Origin of the sequence: Streptomyces sp. NPDC001513, from assembly GCF_042894695.1 — a bacterium.
GTDB lineage: Bacteria > Actinomycetota > Actinomycetes > Streptomycetales > Streptomycetaceae > Streptomyces.
Genome location: NZ_JBIAVU010000004.1, coordinates 530,160 through 555,720, shown reverse-complemented (window position 1 = coordinate 555,720; position 25,561 = coordinate 530,160). Strand labels below are relative to the sequence as shown.

The 25,561-nt window shown below is 71.9% G+C and carries 20 protein-coding genes and 1 pseudogene; 14 read left to right on the top strand and 7 right to left on the bottom strand.

Annotation, left to right across the window (positions count from 1 at the left end):
* Positions 1-59: 59 nt before the first annotated feature.
* Positions 60-1,508, bottom strand: a complete 1,449-nt coding sequence (locus tag ACFYZ4_RS11810; RefSeq protein WP_390783799.1) for a nucleobase:cation symporter-2 family protein — start codon at positions 1,506-1,508, stop codon at positions 60-62.
* 277 nt (positions 1,509-1,785) lie between these two features.
* Positions 1,786-2,643: an endonuclease/exonuclease/phosphatase family protein gene (locus ACFYZ4_RS11805; RefSeq protein WP_390783798.1), complete on the bottom strand. Its 858-nt coding sequence runs from the start codon at positions 2,641-2,643 to the stop codon at positions 1,786-1,788.
* A gap of 93 nt (positions 2,644-2,736) precedes the next feature.
* On the opposite strand from ACFYZ4_RS11805, the gene ACFYZ4_RS11800 reads away from it, so the two are divergent.
* Complete coding sequence (locus ACFYZ4_RS11800) at positions 2,737-4,581, top strand: glycoside hydrolase family 3 protein (RefSeq protein ID WP_390783797.1); 1,845 nt, start codon at positions 2,737-2,739, stop codon at positions 4,579-4,581.
* Positions 4,582-4,628: 47 nt separating this feature from the next.
* Complete coding sequence (locus tag ACFYZ4_RS11795; RefSeq protein ID WP_351291855.1) at positions 4,629-4,802, top strand: hypothetical protein; 174 nt, start codon at positions 4,629-4,631, stop codon at positions 4,800-4,802.
* A 13-nt stretch (positions 4,803-4,815) separates the two neighbouring features.
* On the opposite strand, the gene ACFYZ4_RS11790 is transcribed toward ACFYZ4_RS11795, so the two are convergent.
* On the bottom strand, positions 4,816-6,108 hold the full coding sequence (locus ACFYZ4_RS11790) for an MFS transporter (protein ID WP_390783796.1): 1,293 nt from the start codon (positions 6,106-6,108) through the stop codon (positions 4,816-4,818).
* 157 nt (positions 6,109-6,265) lie between these two features.
* Here ACFYZ4_RS11790 and ACFYZ4_RS11785 point away from each other — a divergent pair, with 157 nt between their 5' ends.
* Together ACFYZ4_RS11785 and ACFYZ4_RS11780 are read left to right on the top strand one after the other, a co-directional pair.
* A complete protein-coding gene (locus ACFYZ4_RS11785; RefSeq protein WP_384345080.1) occupies positions 6,266-7,327 on the top strand; it encodes an AI-2E family transporter in 1,062 nt (353 codons plus the stop codon).
* Positions 7,317-9,338 carry a prolyl oligopeptidase family protein gene (locus tag ACFYZ4_RS11780; RefSeq protein WP_390783795.1) on the top strand — a complete coding sequence of 674 codons (2,022 nt, stop codon included), beginning with the start codon at positions 7,317-7,319 and terminating at the stop codon, positions 9,336-9,338. The genes ACFYZ4_RS11785 and ACFYZ4_RS11780 overlap by 11 nt, the downstream gene beginning before the upstream one ends.
* A gap of 124 nt (positions 9,339-9,462) precedes the next feature.
* Here the strand turns inward: ACFYZ4_RS11780 and ACFYZ4_RS11775 are convergent, their stop codons facing one another.
* The gene (locus tag ACFYZ4_RS11775) at positions 9,463-11,097 is read right to left on the bottom strand and encodes a hypothetical protein (RefSeq protein WP_390783794.1); all 1,635 of its coding nucleotides are present in this window, start codon (positions 11,095-11,097) and stop codon (positions 9,463-9,465) included.
* Between the two features lie 305 nt (positions 11,098-11,402).
* Here ACFYZ4_RS11775 and ACFYZ4_RS11770 point away from each other — a divergent pair, with 305 nt between their 5' ends.
* A complete protein-coding gene (locus ACFYZ4_RS11770) occupies positions 11,403-12,785 on the top strand; it encodes a hypothetical protein (protein ID WP_390783793.1) in 1,383 nt (460 codons plus the stop codon).
* Positions 12,786-12,807: 22 nt separating this feature from the next.
* Here ACFYZ4_RS11770 and ACFYZ4_RS11765 read toward each other — a convergent pair whose 3' ends face one another.
* Positions 12,808-13,503: a TetR/AcrR family transcriptional regulator gene (locus tag ACFYZ4_RS11765; RefSeq protein ID WP_384345069.1), complete on the bottom strand. Its 696-nt coding sequence runs from the start codon at positions 13,501-13,503 to the stop codon at positions 12,808-12,810.
* A 128-nt stretch (positions 13,504-13,631) separates the two neighbouring features.
* Here ACFYZ4_RS11765 and ACFYZ4_RS11760 point away from each other — a divergent pair, with 128 nt between their 5' ends.
* From ACFYZ4_RS11760 to ACFYZ4_RS11730, 7 genes are all read left to right on the top strand, one after another.
* Positions 13,632-15,314, top strand: coding sequence for an amidohydrolase (locus ACFYZ4_RS11760; RefSeq protein ID WP_390783792.1), 1,683 nt, complete (start codon positions 13,632-13,634; stop codon positions 15,312-15,314).
* Positions 15,315-15,454: 140 nt separating this feature from the next.
* Positions 15,455-17,125: an ABC transporter substrate-binding protein gene (locus tag ACFYZ4_RS11755; RefSeq protein ID WP_390783791.1), complete on the top strand. Its 1,671-nt coding sequence runs from the start codon at positions 15,455-15,457 to the stop codon at positions 17,123-17,125.
* Entirely contained in the window at positions 17,122-18,090 is a 969-nt protein-coding gene (locus ACFYZ4_RS11750) for an ABC transporter permease (RefSeq protein ID WP_384345059.1), read from the top strand. Before ACFYZ4_RS11755 ends, ACFYZ4_RS11750 begins: the two co-directional genes overlap by 4 nt.
* Positions 18,087-19,019, top strand: a complete 933-nt coding sequence (locus ACFYZ4_RS11745) for an ABC transporter permease (protein WP_384345056.1) — start codon at positions 18,087-18,089, stop codon at positions 19,017-19,019. Before ACFYZ4_RS11750 ends, ACFYZ4_RS11745 begins: the two co-directional genes overlap by 4 nt.
* Entirely contained in the window at positions 19,019-20,023 is a 1,005-nt protein-coding gene (locus ACFYZ4_RS11740) for an ABC transporter ATP-binding protein (RefSeq protein ID WP_351291833.1), read from the top strand. Before ACFYZ4_RS11745 ends, ACFYZ4_RS11740 begins: the two co-directional genes overlap by 1 nt.
* Positions 20,020-20,889: an ATP-binding cassette domain-containing protein gene (locus ACFYZ4_RS11735; protein ID WP_351291831.1), complete on the top strand. Its 870-nt coding sequence runs from the start codon at positions 20,020-20,022 to the stop codon at positions 20,887-20,889. The genes ACFYZ4_RS11740 and ACFYZ4_RS11735 overlap by 4 nt, the downstream gene beginning before the upstream one ends.
* A gap of 119 nt (positions 20,890-21,008) precedes the next feature.
* Positions 21,009-21,842, top strand: coding sequence for a class I SAM-dependent methyltransferase (locus ACFYZ4_RS11730; protein WP_390783790.1), 834 nt, complete (start codon positions 21,009-21,011; stop codon positions 21,840-21,842).
* Positions 21,843-22,009: 167 nt separating this feature from the next.
* Here the strand turns inward: ACFYZ4_RS11730 and ACFYZ4_RS11725 are convergent, their stop codons facing one another.
* Positions 22,010-23,236 carry an RNA-guided endonuclease InsQ/TnpB family protein gene (locus ACFYZ4_RS11725; protein ID WP_390783789.1) on the bottom strand — a complete coding sequence of 409 codons (1,227 nt, stop codon included), beginning with the start codon at positions 23,234-23,236 and terminating at the stop codon, positions 22,010-22,012.
* A gap of 24 nt (positions 23,237-23,260) precedes the next feature.
* Between ACFYZ4_RS11725 and tnpA the strand changes: the two genes are divergently transcribed.
* Complete coding sequence (gene tnpA, locus ACFYZ4_RS11720) at positions 23,261-23,689, top strand: IS200/IS605 family transposase (protein WP_390783788.1); 429 nt, start codon at positions 23,261-23,263, stop codon at positions 23,687-23,689.
* A 103-nt stretch (positions 23,690-23,792) separates the two neighbouring features.
* Here tnpA and ACFYZ4_RS11715 read toward each other — a convergent pair.
* Positions 23,793-24,188 (bottom strand): annotated as a pseudogene (locus ACFYZ4_RS11715) (DUF4188 domain-containing protein); the annotation flags it as partial.
* Positions 24,189-24,276: 88 nt separating this feature from the next.
* On the opposite strand from ACFYZ4_RS11715, the gene ACFYZ4_RS11710 reads away from it, so the two are divergent.
* Positions 24,277-24,936: a MerR family transcriptional regulator gene (locus tag ACFYZ4_RS11710; RefSeq protein ID WP_390783787.1), complete on the top strand. Its 660-nt coding sequence runs from the start codon at positions 24,277-24,279 to the stop codon at positions 24,934-24,936.
* The last annotated feature ends 625 nt before the right edge of the window (positions 24,937-25,561 follow it).

Sequence of the window (25,561 nt, the reverse complement as noted above, 5' to 3'; positions counted from 1 at the left end):
CCGGGAGGGTGGCCCTCGCCCCTCCCGGCCTCGCGGTGCCCCTGGACCGGGAGCCCGCTTCAGCGGGCGGGGTGCGCCCCGAACTCCGGTTCCGGCGCCCCGTCTTCCCCCATGCCGTCCCAGTCGATCTCCCTCGTGGTGCGGCGCGTGAAGACGTTGAAGAGCAGGTTCAGCGTGATGGCGGTGAGGGCGCCCAGCGTGATCCCGCTGTCGAGGACCGCCCGGAGGTCGTCCGGCATCCGGTCGAAGAACGGCGCGACCGTGGTCGGCAGCAGGGCGGCGCCGAGACTGACCGCCAGGATCAGGGTGTTGCGCTCCTCGCGCAGATCGGCCTTCCCCAGGATCTGCACGCCGACCGCGGCGACGATGCCGAACATGGAGAGCGCCGCCCCGCCCAGTACCGGGTGCGGGACCGAGGCGACGAGGCTGCCCGCCTTCGGCAGCAGCCCCAGCACGACCATGAACACACCGGCCGCGACGACCACGTACCGGCTCATCACCTTGGACATGCGCACGAGCCCGATGTTCTCGGCGAACGCCACGTACGGGAACGAGTTGAGGATGCCGCCGAGGACCGTCGCCGCGCCGTCGGCGCGCAGCGCCCGGGCCACGGTGTCGGCGTCGACCTTCTTGCGGGTGATCTCGCCGATCGCGTAGACGTCCCCGGTGGTCTCCACCATGGTGATCAGGACGACGACGAGCATGGCGACGATCGGGAGCAGCTCGAACCGCGGCATGCCGTAGTGGAAGGGCGTGGTGACCCCGAACCAGTCGGTCTCCCGCACCGCCGTGAAATCGGCGTCGCCGAAGAGCCAGGCGACCGCCGTGCCGACGACGAGCCCGAGCAGGACCGCCAGGCTGCTCAGGAACGGCTTGCCGATCCGGACCACGGCCAGGATGAACAGCAGGGTGCCCAGCGCGTAGGCGAGGTTCTTCGGATCCCCGTACGCGGGGGTGCCGATGAGGTGCGCACCGCCGGCGGCGTCCTGGAGGGCCACCGGGATCAGAGTGATGCCGATGATGGTGAGGATCGTGCCGATGACGACAGGCGGGAAGTACTTGACGAGCTTGCTGAAGAGCGGCGCGAAGAGGAAGGTCGCCATGCCCGCCGTGATCACCGCCCCGTAGACGACGAGGAGGCCGGCGGTACCGCCCCCGGCGCCCGTACCTATGGCGATCATGGGTGAGACCGCGGTGAAGGTGACGCCTTGGACCAGGGGCAGCCGGGCGCCGACCTTCCAGACGCCGAGGGCCTGGATGATCGAGGCCACGCCGCAGGTCAGCAGGTCCGCGTTGATGAGGTGGACGAGCTCCTGGCGGGAGAGGCCCAGCGCGTTCCCGAGCAGGACCGGGACGATGACCGCCGCCGCGTAGAACGCGAGGACGTGCTGGAAGCCGTACAGGGCGAGCCGGGGGATCGGGAGCAGCTCGTCGACCGGGTGCGCATGCGTGTGCGTGTGCGCGGGTGTGCGCGGTCGACGGGAGGACTGACGGGGCATTCGTGCCATCTCTGCCTTGCCTTCGCGAGGTAGGTGAATGAGAAGACAGCCGCCCTCCAGTCCTGGGTGACAGGACGAGGGCAGGCCGGCTCGTACCGAGCCGACGCCGGGCGGTGTTGCCGACGCCGCGTCGCTCTGCACTGCGTATTCATGTCCCGGGTGGGGGAGTGTCCTTCGATCGACGCATCGGATCCGTCTTTGATCTATGGATCCGAAGGGGGGATCGACCGAGGGCGCTCACCATAGCCAAAGGCGGTGTTTCCTCGCGAGTAACCTTCCGCGCGTATCAGCGGCGCAGCCGCAGGTCGGCGACGACGGGTCGGTGGTCGGAGGCGAGGGTCTCGGCGACGTGCGCCCCGCGGACGCCCACGCCCGCCGAAACGGCGATGTAGTCGATCCGCTTCACCGGCGTGCGGGCGGGATAGGTGGATGCGCGGGGATCCGCGTCCGTCATGTCGCGCCACAGCGGGGCGAGTTCGGACGCCGAGGGCGGGGCGTTGAGGTCGCCGAGGAGGACCTTCGGACCGGAGCCCCGCCGCATGATCTGCCGCATCTCGGCGACCTGCGTCGCCCGCACCGAGGGGTCGGCGCGGTGGTCGAGGTGGGTCACGTACACGCGCAGCGGTGCGCCCCGCACCCGCAGCGCCACCTCACCGAATCCGGGAGCCGGAGCTGGGGTGGGTGCCGGTGCGGAGTCCGCGGTCTGGGTCGACAGCCGGGTGATCCGGTGGTTCTCCGCGGCCAGGACGGGGTGCCCGGACAGGACGGCCACGCCGAACTCGCGCCCGCCGATGCGGTAGATCGGGGCGAAGGACACGCGCATCCCCAGGCGTCTGCCCAGCTCGTGCGCCGTGTCGAGCCAGCGACTGCGGTCGCCCCAGCGGACGTCCACCTCCTGCAGTCCGATCACGTCGGCGCGCAGGGCGCGCAGGACCGCCGCCTGCCGGTCCAGGTCGAAGACGCCGTCGGAGCCGATGCCCGCGTGGATGTTGTACGAGACCACGCGCACGGGGACCTCGCCCCCGATGGCCCGGGGCCGGGCCCGGTCCTGGGCCTGGACCGGGGAGGCGGCCGGCGCCGCCAGCAGCAACAGGGTCAGCAGCGCGGCCGGCAGCGCCCGGGCGACACCACGCGTCGGCTTCACCAGGCGACGGTAACCGACCGGACCCGCACCGTTCACGACCGTTCCTGCGCGTCGCGGCCGGATCGGGGAAAGCGGATGACTACCGTCCGCTCCATGAGGACTTCGCGCCGCGCGTTCCTGTCCGCGGCAGTGACGGGCGCCGCGCTGACGATGGCGGACGCCGGCGGTGCCGTCGCCGGCACCACGGACGGGCCGGACGCTCTGCTCGGCGCCATGGACCTGGCGCAGAAGGTCGGCCAGCTCTTCGTGGTACGGGTCCACGGGCACCGCGCCACCGCCCCCGACGCGGCGGACGAGCGGGCCAACCGGAGCCTGCACGGCGTCGCCGACGCCGCCGAGCTGATCGCCCGGTACCAGGTCGGCGGGATCGCCTACTACGCCTGGACCCGCAACATCCGCGACCCCCTCCAGGTCGCCGCCCTCTCCGCCGGCATCCAGCGGGCGGCGCTGGCACAGCCCGTTCCGGTACCGGTGCTGATCTCCACCGACCAGGAGCACGGCGCCGTCACCCGCATCGGGCCCCCGGCCGCCCTGCTGCCCGGCGCGATGGCACTCGGAGCCGCGGGAGCGCCCGCCGACGCCCGGTCGGCCGCCCGGATCGCCGGCACGGAACTGGCCGCGATGGGCATCCGGCAGAACTACGCGCCCGTCGCCGACGTCAACACCAACCCCGCCAACCCCGTCATCGGCGTGCGCTCCTTCGGGTCCGGCCCGAAGGCCGTCGCCGCGCTCGTCGCCGCCCAGATCCGCGGTTACCGCGACGCCGGAGTCGCGGCGACCGCCAAGCACTTCCCCGGCCACGGCGACACCGCCGAGGACAGCCACACCGGCCTGCCCGTCCTGGACCGCACCCGCGCCGAGTGGGAAGCCCTCGACGAACCCCCGTTCGCGGCCGCCGTCGCCGCCGGCGTCGGCTCGGTCATGACCGCCCACATCGTCGTCCCCGCCCTCGACCCCTCCGGCGACCCGGCCACCCTCTCCCACCGGGTCGTCACCGGCCTGCTCCGCGAACGCCTGGGCCACCGCGGCGTGATCGTCACCGACTCCCTCGGCATGGCCGGCGTACGCAAGAAGTACCGCGACGACGAGATCCCCGTCCGCGCGCTGCTGGCCGGCTGCGACCAGCTCCTCAACCCGCCCAGCCTGCCGCGCGCCCATCAGGCGGTGATCCGGGCCGTCCGTGCGGGCGAACTCACCGAGGAGCGCGTCGACCGCTCCGTCCTGCGCATCCTGCGGCTCAAGCAGGCGCTCGGCCTCCTCGACACCGTCCGGGGCCTCGGCGCGGGCCTCGGCTCGGTCGGCGGCGCGGCCGTCGGCGCGGTCGTCGGAAACCCCGCGCACCTGACGGCCGCGGACCGGATCGCCGAGCGCGCCACCACCGTCCTCACCAACCGGGGCGGCCTGCTCCCGCTCTCACCCGCCGGCCACCGCTGCCTGCTGGTCACCGGCGCCGACCCGGCCGCCCCGACGGGCGCGGGCACCGCCGCCGCGCCGACCACCGTGCTCGCCGAGGCCCTCGTACGGCTCGGCTTCACCGCGGCCGCCGCCCCCACCGGCCTCGCCCCCACCCCCGAGGGCATCGCGCGTGCCGAGGCCGCCGCCCGGGGCCACGACGCCGTGCTGGTGTGCACGTACAACCTCGGCGCGCACAGCGCCCAGCGCGCTCTGGTCGACCGGCTCACCGCGACCGGCGTCCCCGTCATCGCCGTGGCGCTGCGCAACCCTTATGACATCGTCCATCTTCCCGACGTGACGGCGAGCCTGGCCCTCTACTCGTGGAGCGACACCGAACTCCGGTCCGCAGCCCGGGTTCTCGCCGGCGCGGCAGCCGCCCGAGGACGCCTCCCCGTCGCCGTTCCACCGCTCTTCCCGCTCGGCCACGGCCTCCAATACCCATCCGTACTTGTGGGTACTGGGGCCGAATGGCGCCGGATTTGATAGTTCTGGACTGGTCCGGTGTGAGAATGCTGCGGGAAGGACACGGCATGTTCGATCTACTGCGCCCGGAGACCGTCGTGTGCCCCTTCTGTAAGGCCACCGCCGCCGACGGCGCGGTGCGGACCCTGCGGACCGGAGCCTGCTCGCTCTCGGTGACCTGGCACGCCGGCAACTGCCCGCACTACGCGGCCGACCGGATCCTCGCCGAGAAGGAAGGCTGAGCCCGGGCGGGCGTCAGGCCACGGCGCCGCTCGCCTCCGCCTCCCGGGCCGCCCGGCGGCGCAGCGCGTCCCCGTCGGTGTCCGCGTCGTAGGAGATCAGTTTCGGCAGCAGGGCGGCCAGCACCGCCACCGAGGCCACGCAGGCCAGACCGCCGCTCCAGAAGGCCGGCCGGGTACCGGTCCATCCGGCCATCGTGCCCGCCCGTACCTGGCCCAGCTGCGGGCCCACGCTGTACGAGAGCACCTCGATCCCCGCGAGCCGGCCCCGCAGCTCCTCGGGGATCGTCTGGTTCCAGATCGTGGCGCGCGCCAGCCCGCTCAGCATGTCGCCGGCGCCCGCCACCGCGAGGCACAGCAGGACGACCCAGATGCCGCCGGACGCACCCGCGGCCGCGATGGCCAGCCCCCAGACCGTCGCCCCGGCCACCACCAGCAGCCCGTGCCGCCGGATCCGGGACACCCAGCCGCTGGTCAGCCCCAACACCAGGGAACCCACCGCCCCCGCCGCGTACATCAGCCCCAGCGCCCACACCGCGTCCAGCTCGTCCGCGAGGAAGGGGAAGATCGCGTTCGGGAAGGCGAAGAGCATCGCCGCCAGGTCGACGGCGTACGTCCCCAGCAGCACGGGCCGGCTCCACGCGTACCGCGCGCCCTCGGCGATCCCGCGCAGCGACGGGCGCTCGGCGCCCCGTACCGGCGGCGCCGGACTGAGCCGCAGACACAGCACCACGGAGACGAGGAAGCCGACGACGGTGATGGAGTAGGCCGAGGCGTACCCGGCGTACGCGACGACCAGACCGGCCAGCGCCGGACCCGCGATCGCCCCGAACTGGTAGCGCAGCCCGTTGAGCGCGGCGGCCGCGGTCAGCTGGTCGTGCGGCACGATCCGCGCCATCAGCGAGTCCATGGCCGGCCGCTGGAGCCCGGCCAGCGCGGACACGCCGGCCGCGACCACGTACAGCGGCCACAGCAGCGGATCCGGCAGGGCCGCGTTCACCAGCAGCACCAGCGCGAGCACCCCGAGCCCGGCCTCGGTCAGCAGGATCAGCCGCCGCCGGTCGACCGCGTCGGCGAGGGCGCCCCCGTACAGCCCGAAGACCACCAGCGGAACCAGCTCCACCGCACCCATCGCGCCGACGGCCAGCGGCGAGTCGGTGAGGTGCTTGATCTGCAGCGGAAGCGCGATCATGGCCATGAAGGAGCCGAAGTACGTCACCGTCCCCTGGTAGAACAGCAGCCGGAAGTCACGACCGGACCGGAACGGGGCGAGGTCGGGCAAAAGGGTGGCCAGGCGGGAAGTACTCACGAGAGGCCATCGTCGACGTGCGCCCGCGCCCGCGCAAAGGGTTTTCCCCGCTCAGGCGCCGGACACGGGCCGCCGGAGCGCCCGCGGGCCCGCCCCGGACGGGCGAATCACGGGCCCCGCCCGTGGCAACGCGGGCGGGCGGTGGCATCCATGGACCATGCCGCCGGTGTCACCGTTCCTGCGTACGGCCGCGTCGTACGCCTGGCGCCTGCTGGTCGTCGGCGCCGCCGTCTACGCGGTCTTCGCCGTGCTGGGTCGCTTCCACGAGATCGCCGTGGCCGTCTTCCTCGGTCTCGTCGTCGCGGCGCTGCTGTGGTCGCCCACCGGGCGCCTCGCCCGCACGGTGCCCCGCACGCTCGCCGTCGCCGTGTCCCTCGTCGCCAGCGCGCTGCTGGTCCTGGGCGTCCTGACGCTCGTCGGCGAGGCCGTGGCGGGGGAGAGCACCACCTTGGCCCGGGAGTTCCGCCAGGGACTCGCCAGCATCGAGGCGTGGCTGGAGCGGCCGCCCTTCCGGCTGAACCCGCGCGCGCTCTCCGACGTCCAGTCCCGGATCGGCGAGTACCTCTCCAGCCACCGCTCCACGGTGCTCAGCCAGGCGGTCAGCGGAGCCGGGCGGCTGGTCCACGTGCTGACCGTCCTCGCCCTCGCCGTCTTCTGCTCGGTCTTCTTCCTGCACGGCGGCGACCGGCAGTGGTCGTGGTTCTGCGCGCAGCTGCCCGAGCCGGCGCGCGAGCGGGTGGCGATCGGCGGGCGGGCGGCGTGGCGAACCTTCACCGGCTACACCCACGGCATCCTGCTGGTCGCGGCGACGAACGCCGTCCTCGTCGGGGTCGCACTGTACTTCCTCGGGGTCCCGCTGGCCGTTCCGCTGGCGGTACTGGAGTTCTTCGCGGCCTTCATCCCCCTCATCGGCTCGCCGGTCGCCCTGGCCATCGCCGCGGTGGTCGCGCTGGCCGCGCAGGGGCCGCTCGTCGCGGCGATCGTGGTGGCGCTGATCGTGGTCATCGGCCAGATCGAGGGCCATCTGCTGCATCCGCTGGTGATGAGCCGGGCGGTGCGACTGCACCCCCTCGTGGTGGCGATCTCGGTGGTCGCGGGGGCCATCGCCGCCGGAGTGGTCGGCGCGGTGGTCGCGGTCCCGCTGGTCTCGGTGGTCTGGTCGGTGCACTCGGCCCTGCGCGCGGCCCGTCTTCCTGCACAATCGCCTGATGAGCGATGAAGACCCCTACCTCTGGTTGGAAGACGTATCCGGCGAGGCCGCCCTCGCCTGGGTCCGGGAGCGCAACGCCGAGACCGTGGAGGCGCTGACCGGCACCGCCGGGTTCAAGGTGCTCGAACAGGAGATGCGCGAGGTGCTGGACGACGACGGCCGGATCCCGTACGTCGTCCGCCGGGGCCGCCACCTCTACAACTTCTGGCAGGACGCCGACCACGTGCGCGGGCTGTGGCGGCGCACCACGCTCGAGGAGTACCGCACGGAGCGGCCGGCCTGGGAGGTGCTCCTGGACCTGGACGCACTGGCCGAGGCCGAGGACGAGAAGTGGGCCTGGGCCGGCAGCGGCGTCCTGGCCCCCGAACACCGGCACGCCCTGGTCATGCTGTCGCGGGACGGCGCCGACGCCTGCGTGGTGCGCGAGTTCGACCTGGAGACCCTGGAGTTCGTCGAGGACGGGTTCACGGTCGAGGAGGCCAAGACCCGGATCGGGTGGATCGACCACGACCAGGTCTGGATCGGGACCGACTTCGGCCCCGGCTCGATGTCCGCGTCCGGCTACCCCCTCCAGGTGCGCCGCTGGCGCCGCGGCACCCCCCTCGCGGCCGCGGAGCCGGTCTACGAGGGCCGGCCCACGGACCTGTCCGCCACCGCATGGCACGACGACACCCCCGGCTTCGAACGGGACTTCGTCCACCGCCAGATCGACTTCTGGAACAAGGAACTCTTCCTCCTCCCGGAGGACCCGGCCGGCCCGCCCCTGAAGATCGACGTACCGGACGACGCGGGCGCCTCCGTCCACCGGGAGTGGCTGACCGTCACCCCCAAGACACCCTGGCTCGGCCACCCCGCGGGAAGCCTGCTCGCCTTCGGCTTCGAGGCCTTCCTGGCGGGGGAGCGGGAGGCCGAGGTGCTGTTCACCCCCGACGAGCGCACCGCGCTCTCCGGATACAGCTGGACCCGCAACCACCTCATCCTCGGCACCCGCGCCGACGTCTCCTCGCGGATGGAGCTCCTCACCCCGGGGCCCGGCGGCTGGCAGCGGGCCCCGCTGCCGGGCGTACCGCCACTGTCCACCGCCTCGGTCACCTCCACCGACCCGGACGTGAGCGACGAGTACTTCCACCTCGTCTCCGGCTTCCTCCAGCCGTCCACCCTCCACCGGGGCACGGCCGGCGGCGACGGCGAGAGCCTCAAGCAGAGCCCGGCGCTCTTCGACACCGCCGGCCTCACCGTGCGCCAGTACTTCGCGACCTCCGCGGACGGCACGCGGGTCCCGTACTTCGTCGTGGGACCCGAGGACCGCCCCGGCCCCGGCCCCACCCTGCTCTACGGGTACGGCGGCTTCGAGATCTCCATGGTCCCGCAGTACAGCGCGCTCACCGGGCGGGCCTGGCTCGCGCGGGGCGGCACCTACGTCGTCGCGGGCATCCGGGGCGGGCACGAGTACGGGCCGGACTGGCACCGGGCGGCCCTCGGCGCGAACCGGGTCCGGGCGTACGAGGACTTCGCCGCCGTCGCCCGGGACCTCACCGCCCGGGACATCACCACCCCCGCCCAGCTGGGCATCGAGGGCGGCAGCAACGGCGGGCTGCTGATGGGCGCGATGCTCACCCGGGACCCGGAACTGTTCGGCGCGGTCGTCGCCCACGTGCCGCTGCTGGACATGCTCCGCTTCCACAAGCTGCTCGCGGGTTCCAGCTGGATCGCCGAGTACGGGGACCCCGACAGCCCGGCGGACCGGCCCCACCTGGAGCGGATCTCCCCGTACCACCAGGTCCGGGCGGACGGGCCGGCGTACCCGCCGCTGCTCCTGCTCACCTCCACCCGCGACGACCGCGTCCACCCGGGCCACGCCCGCAAGATGGCCGCCCGGCTGCGCGAGTTCGGGCATCCGGTCCTCTTCCACGAGCACCTCGGCGGGGGCCACGCGGGCGCCACCGACCACCGGCAGACCGCCTTCAACGAGGCCCTCGTCCACACGTTCCTGTGGGAGCGGCTGACTCCGTCGAATTGATTCGGTGCCGCCGGGGCCGTGCCGGAAAACGCCGTACGGCGCCCCGGGAGCGGGACCACTGGGGTCCGCTCCCGGAGCGCCGTACGGGCGGTTCAGCCGGCAGGTCCTGCCGGTGGGCCGGGCGTCAGTTCTTGGCGTAGAAGCCGAAGGTGTCGACGAGCAGGTCCGTGGACTGGTAGCCCATGTTCCAGAAGTCGATCACGTTGTTGACGCCGGAGCTCGCCTGGACCAGGTTCGGGACGGTCTTGCGGTAGGTCCAGTTGAGGTTGGAGGAGTTCGGCGGCGTCGGCCACGTCTCCCAGCCACCCTCGTAGGCGGCCCACGAGTTGGGGTCCGGGGAGACCGTCAGGAAGCCGGTGCCCTCGGGGTTGGTGACGGTGGCGTTGGTGACGAGCGCGGTGACGTTCGTGTCGCCGCCCGCGACCCGGCCGTAGATGTAGGAGCGGCCCTCGAGCGGGCTGCCCCACTCACGGGTGTCGAACCAGCGGCTCGGGGCGGTGCGGATCAGCGCGCTCTGGCTCTCGGGGCTGTAGTAGCCCACGACGTCGACGATCACGTGGGTGTCGGCTCCGGCACCGTTGCGGAAGCTGATCTTGCCGTCGGGGCCGATCGGGACGATGACCGAGTTGGCGATGGTCTGGCCCTGGCCGAAGTTCAGGTTCGACGAGGTCGGCGCCGGGCCGCCGGGGTAGACGGTCAGGTGGCCTTCCATGTTCGGCTCGTGGACGGTCACGTTGAGCGCGACGGCCGTGGCGGTCGCCGGGACGCCCGCGCGGCCGCGCACCGGGGTGTTGAAGGTGCCGTAGCCCGCGACCTTGCCCTGGCTGGTGCCGAGGCCCTCGCGGGTGTCGACGATACGGCTCGGCTCGAGCGAGGTGTAGCCGTTGGCGGCGGACTTGGAGAAGTAGCCGGTGACGTCGGCGATGAGGTCGAGCTCGCCCGCGCCGTGGTTGTAGATGTCCACGTAGCCGTTCTGGCCGACCGACGCGATCACCATGTTCGGGACGGTCTGCCCCGGGGTGTAGTTGACGTTCGACGTGGTCGGCACCTCGCCGCCCTCGGCGTACACGCGGACGTGTCCGTCCTTGGAGGGGTTGGTGACGGTGACGTTCAGGGCCACGGCGGTCACACCGGCCGGGATCTGCGCGGCGCCGCCGACCTTGATGCGGGCGGTCCCGAAGGCGGGCACCTTCTTCGCCGGCGCGCCGATGCCCGCGCGGGTGTCCAGCAGACGGGTCGGGGTGTGCGGGGTGAACTCGTTGCCCGCGGTCGCCAGGACGATCTGGTTGGTGCCGCGGACTCCGCTGCCGTCGACCAGGGAGACCTTGACGGTGTAGACGCCGGCCTTGGCGTACACGTGGTTCTCGGTCAGGTTGGTGGGGCCGTTGGCGCCCACCTGTATCTGGCTGCCGTCGCCCCACTCGACGAGCACGCCGAGCGCGGTGCCCGGGTCGCTGGTGACGGCGAGCCGCAGCTCCACGCCGTGGGCGCTGACGGTGTCGGCCTCCAGGGAGACCGTCGGCTCGGCGGCTGCGTCCGCGGCCTGCTTGTTGCCCTTGGCGGCCGGGTGGACCGTCTTCGAAGCGGGGCTGGAGGTGGTTCCCTCCTTGTACGCCTTGGCCGCGATCTTGTTCAGATCGAGGTCGGGAACGGACACCCCCCGGTGGTCCGTCCCCTTGGCTCCGTCCTGGCCCGTCGCGCTGGCGACGCCCGGGACGAGTCCGACACCGGCCGCGACGATTGCGGCGGTGGAAAGCATGAGTCGGCGATTACGCACCGGCCCCCCCATTTTTGTGTTTTTGAACATGCTCAGGTTTGACGCCTGCTCAGAGTACATATGTGCGATGTTTCTGGCCAGCGCTTTTCGGCGGTGAGGTGATCAAGGTGGGCGGGTGGCGCACCACCCCGACGGCTTGGGCCGTTCGCGCGTCCTTGTGATCCGTACGGGCTGTCCGCCCGCCCGTACGGATCACCCGGGGAAGCCGACGGCGGTCGCGCATGGTCGGCTGGCCACGGCCGGCCGCGGTCCCTGACGGCCGGTCACAGCCTCAGAAGGAGTCTCGGATGTCTCGTCGGCATGTCCCGGCCGTCATCGGCCTGGTGGCGGGCGCGCTGGTGACGGTCCCCGTCCCGGCCGCTCACGCCGCCATGGTGCAGGTCCGCTGTGCGGTGCCGGATCTCGTCGCGGCGATCAACGCCGCGAACGCCTCACCCGGACCGGACACGCTCCGGCTGGCGGACAAGTGCACGTACACGCTGACGGCGCCGGACCCCGTGCACCCCGGCAACGGGCTGCCGGTGATCACCGGGGAGATCACCATCGAGGGGCACGGCGCCACGATCAGGCGGGACGGGCGCGACCGCAAGGTGCCGAAGTTCCGGATCCTCTTCGTCGCCGGGACCGGAAACCTCACGCTCACCCGCACGACCGTGAGCGGCGGCTTCGCCACGGACTGCCCCGCGTTCCCCGATGTTCCGGGAATTGCCTGCGGCGGCGGCATCTCCAATGCCGGAACGATGAAGGTGACGCACAGCAGGTTCACCGACAACACGTCCCGATCCGACCTGTACGCCCAGGGCGGCGGCATCGACAACCCGGGAACGGGGAGCGTGAGCGAGACCGAGGTGAGCGGGAACCGCGTCGTCTACAGCGGCACGGACGTCGGCGGCGTCGCCGCGGGCGCCGCCATCGCGAACGACGGCCCGCTCACGGTCACCCGCTCCCGGCTGACCGGGAACACCGCGACCGTCACGAAGGCCAAGGAGAGCTTCGCCTTCGGGGCCGGCATCATCAGCTTCGCCGAGACGACCGTCGAGGACACCACCGTCAGCGGGAACCGGTCCTTCGCCCCCAGCGGGTTCGCCCGCGGGGCCGTGGCCAACGGCATTCCCGAGCCCGGCAGGCTGACCGTGACCGGCGGCGCCATCACGCGCAACACCTCCGACGCCCCGCACGGCTTCGCCCAGGGCGGGGGCATCGCGAACAACGCCCTCATGACGGTGACCGGGGTGGAGATCAGCCGCAACCGGGCGGTGGCCCACGGCGGCGACGCGCGCGGCGGCGGGGTCCGTCTCGGCCCCGTCGGCGCACTGGACCTGACCGACAGCCGCATCACAGACAACACCGTCGACGCGCCGAACGGCACGGCTCAGGGCGCGGGCCTCGACAACCCCGACGGCGGCGCCCTGACGGCCAGGCGCAACAAGGTCCTGCGGAACACCGCCACCGCGAAGGGCGGCACCGCCCAGGGCGGCGGCCTCTACACCGCAGGGGGTCCCGACGGCACCACCACACTGGAACGGAACACCATCACCCACAACCGGGCGGGCGACGGCGGCGGCATCTTCAAGGCGTCCGGAACCCTCACCCTGAACGGCGACGTCGTCCGCGACAACCGGCCGAACAACTGCAGCCCCGCCGGCGCCGTCCCGGGCTGCGTCGGCTGACCCCGCCCGCGCCCGGCCGGTCCTACCGGGCGCGGAGGTCCTCCACCCGCTTCTCGATCGCGGTGATCAGCGCCTCCACCCTGGCCTGGAAGATCTGCTCGTCCGTCACCTCGGCGAGCTGCGCGCTCAGTCGGGTGATGTTCGGGAATCCCTCCGCGTCGACCAGGCGGTACTCCCGGCTCCAGGAGGACTCGTCGGCCGCCCTGATGTCCGGGTCGAACAGCAGGTAGGCGGCGCGCTGGCCGACGTACGCGAGGAGCGAGTCGCCGACCATCCGGTAGTGGACGGCCGCCTCGGCGCCGTCGAGCCCGGCCTCCCTGACGGCGCCGAGGATGAGCTCGACCACCCGGAACTCGTTGGGCCGCCGGGTGGTCCGGCTGGCCATGGTCGATCCGACCACCGGGTACTTCAGCGCCACCTCCAGCGAGCCGTCGGCGAGCGCCCGCAGCCGGCCCTTCCAGTCGAGCCCGTCGGGGATGCTGTCGAGCACCTCGCCGAGCGTGCGGTCGGCGACGGAGAGCAGCAGCTCGTCCTTGTCGCGGAAGTGCCGGTAGATCGCGGTCGGGTCGGCGCCGAGCTCCTCGCCGAGGCGCCGGACGGTGAACGCGTCCGCACTGCCGCGAGCCGCGATGCGCAGGCTCGCTTCGATGATCGCGTCGGGTGTGAGCTGGCTGCCCGCGCGCTTGGACCGGGCGGGTGCGTCGGATGACTTCGGCATGGTGGGGCCAGTGTAACGATGTGGAACGGAGGCAGCGCAACACCGTTGACAACAATGTTGCGCTCCCGTTCACTCCTCCTCAACAAACAAGCCGTGCGGGTCTGCCCGCCGAGCCGGAGGATGCGTCGATGTCCAAGAACAGGCAGCGGGCCGACACCGTATTCGTGGGCGGGAAGGTCTTCACCGCGACCGGGCCGGCGCCGGTCGACGCCGCGGTCGCCATCGGGGGCGGACGGATCCTCGCCGTCACCGACGAGGCCGGCGTCCGCTCCCTCGCGGACGCGGACACCGAGGTGGTCGACCTCGCGGGCGGACTGCTCGTCCCGGGGTTCCAGGACGCCCACGTCCACCCCGCGGTGGCCGGCGTCCAGATGCTCGGCTGCGACCTGAGCGAGGAGCGCTCCGTCGACGGCTACCTGGCCGTGGTCGCCGCGTACGCCGGGGAACACCCCGGGGCGGCCTGGATCCGCGGCGGCGGCTGGTCCATGGACGTCTTCCCCGGGGGCACGCCGACGCGCGCCATGCTCGACGCGGTGGTGCCCGACCGGCCCGTCATGCTCACCAACCGCGACGGCCACGGAGCCTGGGTCAACACCCGCGCGCTCGCCCTCTCGGGCGTGGACCGCACCACCCCCGATCCGGCGGACGGCCGGATCGAGCGGGAGGCCGACGGAACCCCGGCCGGCACCCTCCAGGAGGGCGCCGTGGACCTGGTGGCCCGCCACGCTCCCATCGCGACGCCCGACGAGGCGCACGCCGGCCTGCTCGCCGCACAGGAGCACCTCTTCTCCCTCGGCGTGACCGCCTGGCAGGACGCCATGATCGGCGCCTTCCCCGGCAACCCCGACAACTACGGGGTCTACCTGCGGGCGGCGCGCGAGGGCTCTCTGCGCGCACGCGTCGTCGGCGCCCTGTGGTGGGACCGCGAACGCGGCCTGGAACAGATACCCGAACTGGAGGAGCGCCGCCGCACCGGACAGGTGGGCCGCTTCAACGCCACCAGCATCAAGATCATGCAGGACGGCATCGCCGAGAACTTCACGGCCGGCCTGCTGGAGCCCTACCTCGACGGCTGCGGCTGCGCCACCGCCAACTCCGGGCTCAGCTTCATCGACCCGGAGCTCCTCACCCAGGCAGTGTCCCTGCTCGACCGCTCGGGCTTCCAGCTCCACTTCCACGCGCTCGGGGACCGCGCCGTGCGCGAGGTGCTCGACGCCCTCGCCGTGGCCCGGGAGGCCAACGGCGCCAACGACAACCGCCACCACCTCGCCCACCTGCAGATCGTCCACCCCGACGACATCGCCCGCTTCGCGAGCCTGGGCGCGGCCGCGAACATCCAGGCCCTGTGGGCCGCGCACGAACCGCAGATGGACGAGCTGACGATCCCCTTCCTGGGACCTGAACGGGCCGCCCTCCAGTACCCCTTCGGCGACCTGCAGCGGGCCGGCACCCGCCTCGTCGCCGGCAGCGACTGGTCGGTGAGCAGCCCCAACCCGCTCTGGGGCATCCACGTCGCCGTCAACCGCGCGGTACCCGACGAGGCCCCCCACCCGTCCGGGACCTTCGAACCCCTGCCGCCCTTCTTCCCCGAGCAGGCGCTGACCCTCTCCCAGGCACTGACCGCCTACACCGCGGGCAGCGCCTGGGTGAACCACCTCGACGAGGTCACCGGAACCGTCGAGGCGGGCAAGTACGCGGACCTCGTCGTCCTCGACCGGGATCCCTTCGCCCACCCCGCCGAGGAGATCGCCGACACCCGGGTGCTCCGGACCTACCTCGACGGCGCACTCGTCTTCGCCGCGACGGACTGAGCACCGACCCACCGATCACGGACCCACCCATCACCGACCCACCCATCACGGACTGCCGGCGGACCGGGCAGTCACCGGCCGGGCCGCCACCGGCCGAACAGCACGAACCCCACCACGCTCACCCCTCAGGGAGCCAGACGATGTCATCAGCCACATCGGGATCGCCGCACCACCGCAGCAGCCGGATCCGCCACGCCCTGGCGACCGCCCTCGCGGCGGGCGCGTTGCTCGTCACCACCGCGTGCAGCGGCACCACGGGCGGACAGAAGGACGGAGCCACCGCCTTCGAGCTCACCGACGCGACGCCGGCCGCCACCGGCACCGTGGACTCCTTCACCTGGTCGATCTTCGCGGAGCCGACCACCATCGACTACGCCCAGTCCTTCGACTACCCGCCCAACCAGATCCTCGCCAACGTCTGCGAGAGCCTGCTCCGCTGGAACCCCGATCTGACGACCTCGCCGAACCTGGCCTCCTCGTACATCAACCCCACGCCCACCACCTGGGTCTACCAGATCCGCCCCGGCGTGCGCTTCCACGACGGGACCCCGCTCACCGCCGACGACGTCGTTGCCTCGCTGCGCCGCAACCTCGACCCGGAGACGGCCAGCGTCTGGGCCTACCCCTTCCGGAACGTGAAGTCGGTCGACCGCACCGGGCCGATGGAGGTCACCGTCACCCTGGCGCAGCCCGACTCCACCTTCAACAAGTACCTCGCCGCCAGTCCTGGCACGGTGGAGTCCGCCGCCACCCTCGCCAAGTCCGGCAAGGACTACGGCAATCCGCAGACCGGTGTGAACTGCACCGGCCCGTTCTCCTTCGGCTCCTGGACCTCCGGCCAGTCCCTCACCCTCAAGCGGTTCGACGACTACTGGAACCCCGCCCTCAAGGCCAAGTCCGGGCAGGTGAAGTTCGTCTTCCTGGCCGACGCGACCACCCGCGTCAACGCCTTCCAGAGCGGTGAGGTCGACGGCGGCTGGATGGTCCCGCCGAACGCCTACTCCCAACTGCGCGACACCCAGGCCGGGACCCTCTACTTCGGCCGCAACACCACCGTCGCCGACGAGGTCGTCGCCAACCTCAAGGGCCCCCTCGGCGACGCCCGGGTGCGCCGGGCCCTGCTGATGGCCATCGACCGCGAGGGCATCGTCAAGGCCGGCGCCGGCGGGGTCGGCGAGGTCGCCGACTCGCTCATCACCGACAACCTGTGGAACGAGGGGCCCGCCGCGAGCCGCGACGCCCTCCTCAAGGAACTCCCCACCTACCCGTACGACCCGGCCAAGGCCAAGGCGCTCGCCGCCGAGGCCGGAGTGAACGGCCAGAAGGTCGTGATCGCGACCAGCCCGCTGGACTCCCAGACGACGATCATCACGCAGGCCGTCGCCCAGGCCGCCACGGCCATCGGACTGAAGCCGCAGATCGACTCCGTCTCCGCGGAGAAGTACACGACGCTCTTCACCGACCCGGCCGCACGCGAGGGCATCGACCTCTTCCTCACCTTCTGGTACACCTCCATCACCGACCCGCTGGACATGTACGGCTCCCTGCAGACCGGCGCCTTCAGCAACTACGGCAACTGGTCCGACCCCGCCTTCGACAAGGCCGTCGACAAGGCGATCGCGAGCTACGACCCCGTCGAGCACATGGCCGCCAACGCCGAGGCCCAGCGGATAGCGATGCGCGAACTGCCCTGGCTGCCCCTCTACACCCAGCCCGTGAGCGTGTTCCTCGGCAAGCGGATCACCGGCGTCCAGCCGTCCATCGCCTACCTCTACTACCCGTGGGCGGCCGAGATCGGGGCGAAGGGATGACGGTCGCGGTGGCACGGGCCGGACGTGTGCTGCGCAAACTGGCCGGCATGGCGGCGACCCTCCTCGTCACCTCCTTCCTCGTCTTCTCCTCGCTGTTCCTGGCGCCGGGCGACCCCGCCTCCTTCCTCGTGAAGGGGCGCAGCCCCAGCCCGCAGGAACTCGCCGAGATCCGCCGCCAGTACGGCTTCGACGAGCCGTTCCTGGTCCGGTACTGGAACTGGCTGGAGGGCGTCCTGCACGGCGACTTCGGCCGCTCGTACCTGTTCCACCAGGACGTCTCCTCGGTGATCTGGTCGCGGCTGCCCGCGTCCATGCTGCTGATCGGCGTGGCGGCCCTGATGATCGCCGTGGTGGGCATCGGATCCGGCGTGGTGGGAGCACTGCGCCGGGGCACGCGGACCGACCGCACCCTGATGCTCCTGGTGACCGTGGGCGCCGCGGCGCCCGCCTTCGTCGCCGCGCTCCTGCTCAGGTCGGTGCTGGGCGTGCAGCTGGGCTGGTTCCCGACGATCGGGAACGGCGCCGGAGTCCTGGACCGTCTGCACCACGTCGTGCTCCCGGCCGCCGCCCTGTCCGTGACCTTCGTGGCACTGGTGACCCGGGTGACCCGCTCGGCGATGCTCGACGAACTGCGCCGCGAGCACGTCGAAGTGGCCCTCAGTCGGGGGACACCCCGCCGGACCGTCATCCGGCGCCACGTCCTGCGCAACGCCCTGGGACCCATCGTGACCGTCTCCGGGCTCCTGGTCTCGGGGATGCTCGTCAGCACCGCGATCGTGGAGACCGCCTTCGGGATGTCCGGAGTGGGCTCCCTGCTGGTGCAGTCGGTGGACCAGCTGGACTTCCAGGTCGTCCAGGCGATCGTCCTGCTGGTGGTGGCCGCGTTCGTCATGGTCAACGCCCTCGTCGACCTGGTGCACCCGCTGATCGATCCGCGCATGGCCGCGGCGGGGAGCGCACGATGACCGGACCCACCGCGCACACCGGGCCGGCGGCACAGGCCGCACAGCCCGCACACACCGCGCAGCCCGCCCCGGCCGCACCGGCGGCCAAGCGCCGTCGCGCGCTGACCCGGCTCCGTACCCTCGGCGGCAGCCGGCTCCAGCGGACCTGCCTGCTGCTCCTCGTCCTGTTCGTCCTGGTGGCGCTGCTCGCACCGTGGCTCGCGCCCCAGGACCCGACCTTCGGCCGCCTCGGCGACACCCTCCTGGGTCCGAGCGCCGACCACTGGCTGGGCACCGACCAAGGCGGCCACGACACCTTCTCGGCGCTGATCTCCGGTACCCGGACCAGCCTCGCCGGACCCCTCGCCGTGGTGCTCTTCTCCACCCTCCTCGGCACGGCCGTCGGCCTGTTCACCGCCTGGCGCGGCGGCTGGATCGACACCGTCACCGGCCGCGTGCTCGACGTCGTCTTCGCCTTCCCCGCGCTGCTCCTGGCGATCCTCGCGGTGGCCCTCTTCGGCAAGGGGATGACGGCGCCGGTCCTCGCCATGGCGATCGCCTACATGCCGTACACCGCCCGCCTCGTCCGCGGACTCGCCGTCCAGGAGAAGGCCCGCCCCTACATCGCCGCCTATCAAGTGCAGGGCCACTCCGCCCTGTTCGTGACCGTCCGCCGGATGCTGCCCAACATCGCCCCGACCCTGCTCGCCCAGTCGACGGTGAACTTCGGGTACGCCCTGCTCGACCTCGCCGCCTTGTCCTTCCTGGGGCTCGGCGTACAGCCGCCGACCCCCGACTGGGGCGCCATGATCAACCAGGGTCAGGCGGCCGTGCTCCAGGGGCAGCCGCTGTCCGCGATCGCGCCGGCCGTGGCGGTGGTCCTGGTGGTCGTCGCCTTCAACGTCGTCGGGGAGAACCTCGGCGACCGGCTCGCGGGGAGGGACTCCTGATGACACTGCTCGCATACGAAGGCCTCGGCGTCACCCTGCCCGGCATGGCCCGCCCCCTCCTGGACGGCGTCGACCTGCGGGTCCGCGCCGGGGAGGTCGTCGCCCTGGTCGGCGAATCCGGCTCCGGGAAATCCGTCACCGCCCGAGCCGCCCTCGGCCTGTTCCCGGAGGGCGCCGATATCGGCGGCCGGGTGCGGGTCGACGGGACCGACCTGGTCGGCGCCGACGCCGCGGCCCTGCGCGACGTACGGACCAACAAGGCGGCGATGATCTACCAGGACCCGCGGGCGGCCATCAACCCGGTACGCCGCGTCGGGGACTTCCTCACCGAACCGCTCCGCCTGGTCCACGGCTGGTCCAAGGCCCAGGCCGACGCCCGGGCCGCCGAACTGCTCGACGCGGTGGGCCTGCCCGACCCCGCCCGGCACCTGAACCAGTACCCGCACGAGCTCTCCGGCGGCATGCTCCAGCGCGTCGTGATCGCCGCCGCCCTCACCGCCGAACCGCGGCTGCTGCTCTGCGACGAGCCGACCACCGCGCTCGACGTCAGCACCCAGGCCGAGATCCTCGCCATCCTGGGGCGCCTCCAGCGCGAACGCGGCCTCGGCCTCCTCCTGATCACCCACGACATCGAGCTCGCGGCCGCGGTCAGCGACCGGATCTACGTGATGTACGCGGGCCGGATCGTCGAGACCGCGCCCGTGGGGGAGCTCTTCACCTCGCCCCGCCACCCCTACACGGCTGGCCTGCTCGGTTCCTCACCGCCGCTCGAGGGCCCGCTCGCCCGCCTCACCCCCATCCCGGGCGCCCCGATGGGACTGCTGGAGTCCGCGCCCGGCTGCGCCTTCGCACCCCGGTGCCGCTTCGCCGAGCCCGGCCGCTGCGACCAGTCCCCGCCCCCGCTCCAACGGCACGGCCCGGCCGAGGTCGCGTGCCACCGCACGGCCGAACTGGCCGCGGCCCCGCCGGCGCCTTCCCTCGCATCCCGCACGGAGGACAGTTGACCACCGACCCCACCGCACCCCTCCTCCAGGTGAGCGGACTCCGCAAGACCTACCGGACCGGCGGTGGCGAGGTCGTCGCGGTCGACGACCTGTCGTTCACCCTCCGGGCGGGCGGGGCCCTCGGCATCGTCGGAGAGTCCGGTTCCGGGAAGACCACCACGGCCCGGATGCTGGTCGGCCTCGAACGCCCCGACGCGGGCCGCATCCTCGTCCAGGGCGAGCCGCTGGCCGCGTCCGTACGGGGCCGACCGGCGCGGCTGGCCCGGGCCAAGGCCGTACAGATCGTCTTCCAGGACCCCTACCTCTCCCTGGACGCCCGGATCAGCATCGGCGCGACGATCGACGACGTGCTCCGCCTGCACGGGACCCGCGACCGCGCGGCGCGGGCGGACCGGGTCCGCGAACTGCTGGCCCAGGTCGGGCTCGGTGACCGCGAGGCGGCCGCCCTGCCCCGCCACCTCTCGGGCGGGCAGCGCCAACGCGCCGCGATCGCCCGGGCGCTGGCGGTGCAACCCGCCGTCCTGGTCTTGGACGAGGCGGTGTCCGCCCTGGACGTCTCCGTGCAGGCGCAGGTGCTCAACCTGCTGTCGGACATCCGGCGCGACACCGGCATCGGGCTGGTCTTCGTCAGCCACGACCTGGCCGTGGTCCGCTACGTATGCGACGAGGCCCTCGTCATGTACCGGGGCCGGACCATGGAACACCGCCCGGTCTCCGAGCTCCTCACCTCGCCCCGGGACCCGTACACCAAGCTGTTGCTGGCCTCCGTACCCCGGCCGGGCTGGGACCCCGACTCGATCAGCCGGCGCCGGCGCCGGCTCGATCCGTTCACGAACGGAGGCCACCGGCCGGCCGCGGCGACGTAGCCGAACCGCTCGGGAGGGGCGGCCGGGGAATCCGTACGGGGGATTTCCGGTGCCGGTCGCCGCCGGACGCCGGGTTGTGCCCCACCATCGGCGGATCGACCCCGGCCCGGGAGGACCCCATGAGCACCCCGTACGCGTCCGCAGCCCCGTACTACGCCCGCTACCGGCCCCCGTACCCCGCGGAGTTCTACGAGCTGCTCGCGGACCGGTTCGCGCTCGACGGGTCGCAGACCGTACTGGACCTCGGCGCCGGGCCCGGCCCGATCACCCTGGCCCTGGCTCCGCTGGCCGATCAGGTCTACGCCGTCGACCCGGAGCCGGCCATGCTCGCCGAGGGGGCCCGGCTCGCCGAGGAGCGGGGCCTTGCGAACACCGCCTGGCTGGTGGGTGACGCCGCCGGCATCGGCCGGCTCTGCCTGCCCCGGATCGACCTGTGCGTCATCGGCAGGGCCTTCCACCTGATGGACCGGGACCGGGTGCCGGCCGATCTGGACGGCATGCTCGCGCCCCGGGGCGGGATCGTCCTGGTCGACTTCGTGCCCCGGCCCGGCGTCCCGCGCCCACCCTGGGCGGCGGTCGTCGAGGAGGTGTGCGCGCGGTTCCTCGGCCCCGGCCCCGGCCCCGGCCCCGGCGGGGCGGACGAGTGGGACGACGCGGACCGGCCGGGCGGGCCGGAGGGCGCCGAGGCCGCAGAGGACGCCGAGGACCATCTCGCCAAGTCGCCGTTCTCCCGCGTCGAGACCTTCACCTGGGACCAGACCCTGCGCCACACCGTGGACCAGGTGGTCGGCCTCCGGTTCTCCTGCCCCTCCTCCGGCCCGGCCCTGTTCGGCGACCGCAGGGCCGCCTTCGAGTCCGAGCTCCGCCAGGCCCTGCTGGACCACGACCCCGCTGGTCGCTACAGCCGGACCGTCCGGATCCGGGCCGCCGTCGCGACGAGGCACCGGCCGTGACCGAGGGGCCGGTTCACGGGGAGGGTCGGGTCACTGGGCGGGTTCGGCAGCGGACGAACGGTGGGCCAACCATTCGGCCGCGCGCCGGCCACGGCGTTCGACGGGCAGCGCCCCGGTAGCTGCGGCCAGTCCGAAGGGCGGCATGTCGAATTGACTTCCTCTCCGCCCTAAAGGGCGGTGATTCCCGCCTGCCTGCCGGTGGTCACCGGCTGTGGCTTCGGGTGGGTTCCTGTTTCTTCGCGCTGTGCCGGGACGAGTCCCGGTCTTACCTGCGCTCCGCAGGCCGATGCCGCCAGTCCGGCGGCCTTGGCGACGTTGACCGCCGCATTGATGTCCCGATCGAGGACAGCCCCGCAGGCCCCGCACGTCCACACGCGGACGTTGAGGGGCTTGGGGCCGTCCTTGACGCCGCAGGCCGAGCAGGCCTGAGACGTGGGCTCGAACCGTCCGATGCGTATGAAGGTGCGCCCGTACCGGGCGGCCTTGTACTCCAGCATCGCGGTGAACGTCGACCATCCGGCGTCGTGTACGGATTTGGCCATGCGGGTGCGGGCGAGTCCCTTGACCGCCAGGTCCTCCACTGCAACCGCTTGGTTTTCGCGGATGATCTTGGTGGAGAGCTGGTGGTGGAACTCGCGCCGCGCATCGGCGGTCCGTGCGTGGGCGCGGGCGACTTTGATGCGGGCCTTTTCCCGGTTCGCTGATCCCTTCGTTTTGCGGGACAAGTCCCGCTGCGCCTTCTTCAACTTCTTCCCGGCCCGGCGCATGAAGCGGGGACTGTCGATCTTCGTGCCGTCGGAGAGGATCGCGAAGTGGGTCAGGCCCAGGTCGATGCCGACCAGGCTGTCCGTATCCGGCAGCGTCTCGGGGTCGGTCTCGACCACGAACGAGGCGAAGTGCCGTCCCGCACTGTCCCTGACCACGGTCACCGTGGACGGAATCGAGGGAAGGGTGCGGGACCACTTCACGGCCAGGTCGCCGACCTTGGGGAGCCGGAGCTTCCCCCCTGTCGTGATCTTCCATCCGGCGTTCGCGGTGAAGCGAATCGCCTGACGGGTGTCCTTCCGGGACTTGAAACGGGGTGCGCCCATGCGTGGGCGTTTGCCCTTGAGGCCGTCGAAGAAATTTCGGTAGGCGGTGTCCAGGTCCCTGAGGGACTGCTGCAACACGACCGATGACACCTCGCCGAGCCATTCCCGCTCGGGAGTCTTCTTGGCGGCGGTGAGCCGCTTGGACAGCTCGCCCGAGGGAACGAACGGCAGCCCGGTGGCGTGGGCGGTCTCACGGACGCGAAGCGCGTCGTTGAAGACGACCCGAGCGCACCCGAACGCCCTCGCCAGCGCCGTGCGCTGACCGACGGTCGGGTACACGCGGAAGCTGTACCGAAGCTGCATGCCGATCACCATACCCTTTGGTTTATGTCACCACGCTGGAACCCCAATCCCGATGTTCGCACTGGTCGTTACGTCGTCTACGACCTGCACGTCCATTTGGTTTTCGTTACGAAATACCGGCGCAACGCCATGACCGACGTCATGCTGAGGCGGTGCGAGGAGATCATGCGGGAGGTGTGCGCCGACTTCGAGGCTGAGCTGAAACAGTTCAACGGCGAGGACGACCACGTGCACCTTCTGGTGCACTACCCGCCGAAGGTCCAGCTCTCCAAGCTGGTCAACTCGCTCAAGGGCGTCTCGGCTCGGCTGCTGCGCAAGGAATACGACACGCACGTGCGCCGGTACCTGTGGGGCGGACGCTTCTGGTCCGGCTCCTACTTCGCCGGGTCCTGCGGCGGCGCGCCGCTGACCGTCGTCAAGCAGTACATCGAGAACCAGAAGCGCCCGACCTGACCGTCACCGCAAAGACGCAGAGAACTCCGACGCTCCGCGCCTCCGAGCCAAGGATGCGCTTCACCCCCGCCCTGAAGGGGCGGAGCACTGCGCAAGATCAGACGTAGATCGCCTCGTACGACGCCTCGGGCGCGATGTAGGACTCGTGCCACAGACCCACGTGCCCGTGCAGCTTGGACTCGCGTTCCTTGCGGTTCATGATCGACCATGCCTTGTGGTGGAGCATGTCCGGGGCGGCGGCGTAGGCGTAGAGCTTCTCCTTGGACTCCCAGTACTGGACCACGTAGTACGTGCGCGGCGAGGCGGTCAGCAGGACGCGCCCGAGCAGGCCCCGGCTCTTGTCCCGGGCCACTTCGCGGAGCATGCGCGGCATCGCCAGTACCACGGGCGGCCATTGGTGCGCGGCCCGGAAGTGGTTGACGCGTACCCCGATGAACAATACGACGACGTTCCCCTCAGCGACTGCGGTGGTACGACCCAGTAAGGGTTTCGCGAACACGTCGGCCTCCCGATCGCCTTGTTGGATAGTGTTGCTGTCCAACTGTCAGGTGGTTGGATCGTGACACTGGCCAAGGGAAGGTTCAAGAGTGCGGCTCGCGGAGTTGAGTGAGCGGAGTGGTGTGGCCATCGCGACGATCAAGTACTACCTGCGCGAAGGCCTGCTGCCGCCGGGCTGTCGCGTCAGCGCGACGACCGCCGACTACGACGAGGGCCACCTGCGGCGGCTGCGACTGGTCCGCGCGATGATCCAGGTCGGCAACGTCCCGGTGGCGACGGTCAGGAAGGTGCTCGAGCACGTCGACGACGATTCGCTGGGCCGGACCATCCGGCTGGGCGCGGCCCTCTGGGCGCTGCCCCAGGACGACGGACCGGACGAGGGTGCGGAGGGCGACGCCGACGAGGCCGTCATCGCCGCCCGCGCCGAGGTGGACCTGCTGCTCGACATGCTGGGCTGGACGACCACCCGGGAGCTGGGGGCGCTTTCGCCCGTCCACCGCTCGCTGGTGGTGGCGGTGGCCACGCTCAACCGGCTCGGCTACCCGTGGGACGCCGAGCTGATGGCCCCATACGGCCGGCTGATGCACCAAGCGGCGGTGCGGGACCTGGACTTCGTGGAGACCCACCCCTCCGAGACGGAGAAGGTGGAGACCGCCGTCGCAGCCACCATCCTCTTCCAGCCGGTGCTCAGGGCACTGCACCGCCTCGCCCAGGAGGAGGAATCAGCCCGCCGCTACGGCCTGTCATAACCCGCGACGAACCGGCCCGCGGGTAGCACCGGCAAGCGGGTCCCCGCCTCCGGCGCCGGTGTTCGGTGCCGTCGGGCGAGCGCGCCCTCTTGAACGTTTGACCCGATTGGCATGGCTTTCGATGATGCCTGAGCTCCATTGAAGGGTGAGTCCGGCGATGGCGGCGTTGAGGGCGCCGCAGAGGAAGCGGTGACTCCGCTGATCGGCTTCCGGACGACCTGTTCGGCCTGCCCTCGCGGATCCACTCGGTCAGCAGGAAGCCGCGCCGGTTCCGGTGGAGTTTGGCGACGGCTCGGGCGGGATCGCAGGCGCAGGCGATGTTGGGCCGGCGATCCGAACGTCGAGCAGGCGGTGGGCAAGGTCGGGCGGGAGGGCATCCTGTGGCCGTATGGTCCAGCTGGTGATCTTCTGGGGGCTGGGGATGTCGGCTCGGACGGGTTCGGCGTGCTGGCGCGGAGGGCGGCGAGGTGTTTGCGGACGTCTTGGCGGCTGCCGCGGTAGCCGCGTTCGCGGATCTCCAGGAAGAGCCTGCTGCCGCTGGTGTGGAGGCTTTCGGCGAAGCGAGTGGCCGAGTAGGGCTTGCACGGTTCTAGCACTTCGGCCGGTCGGCGTTCGTGGGGCGGAG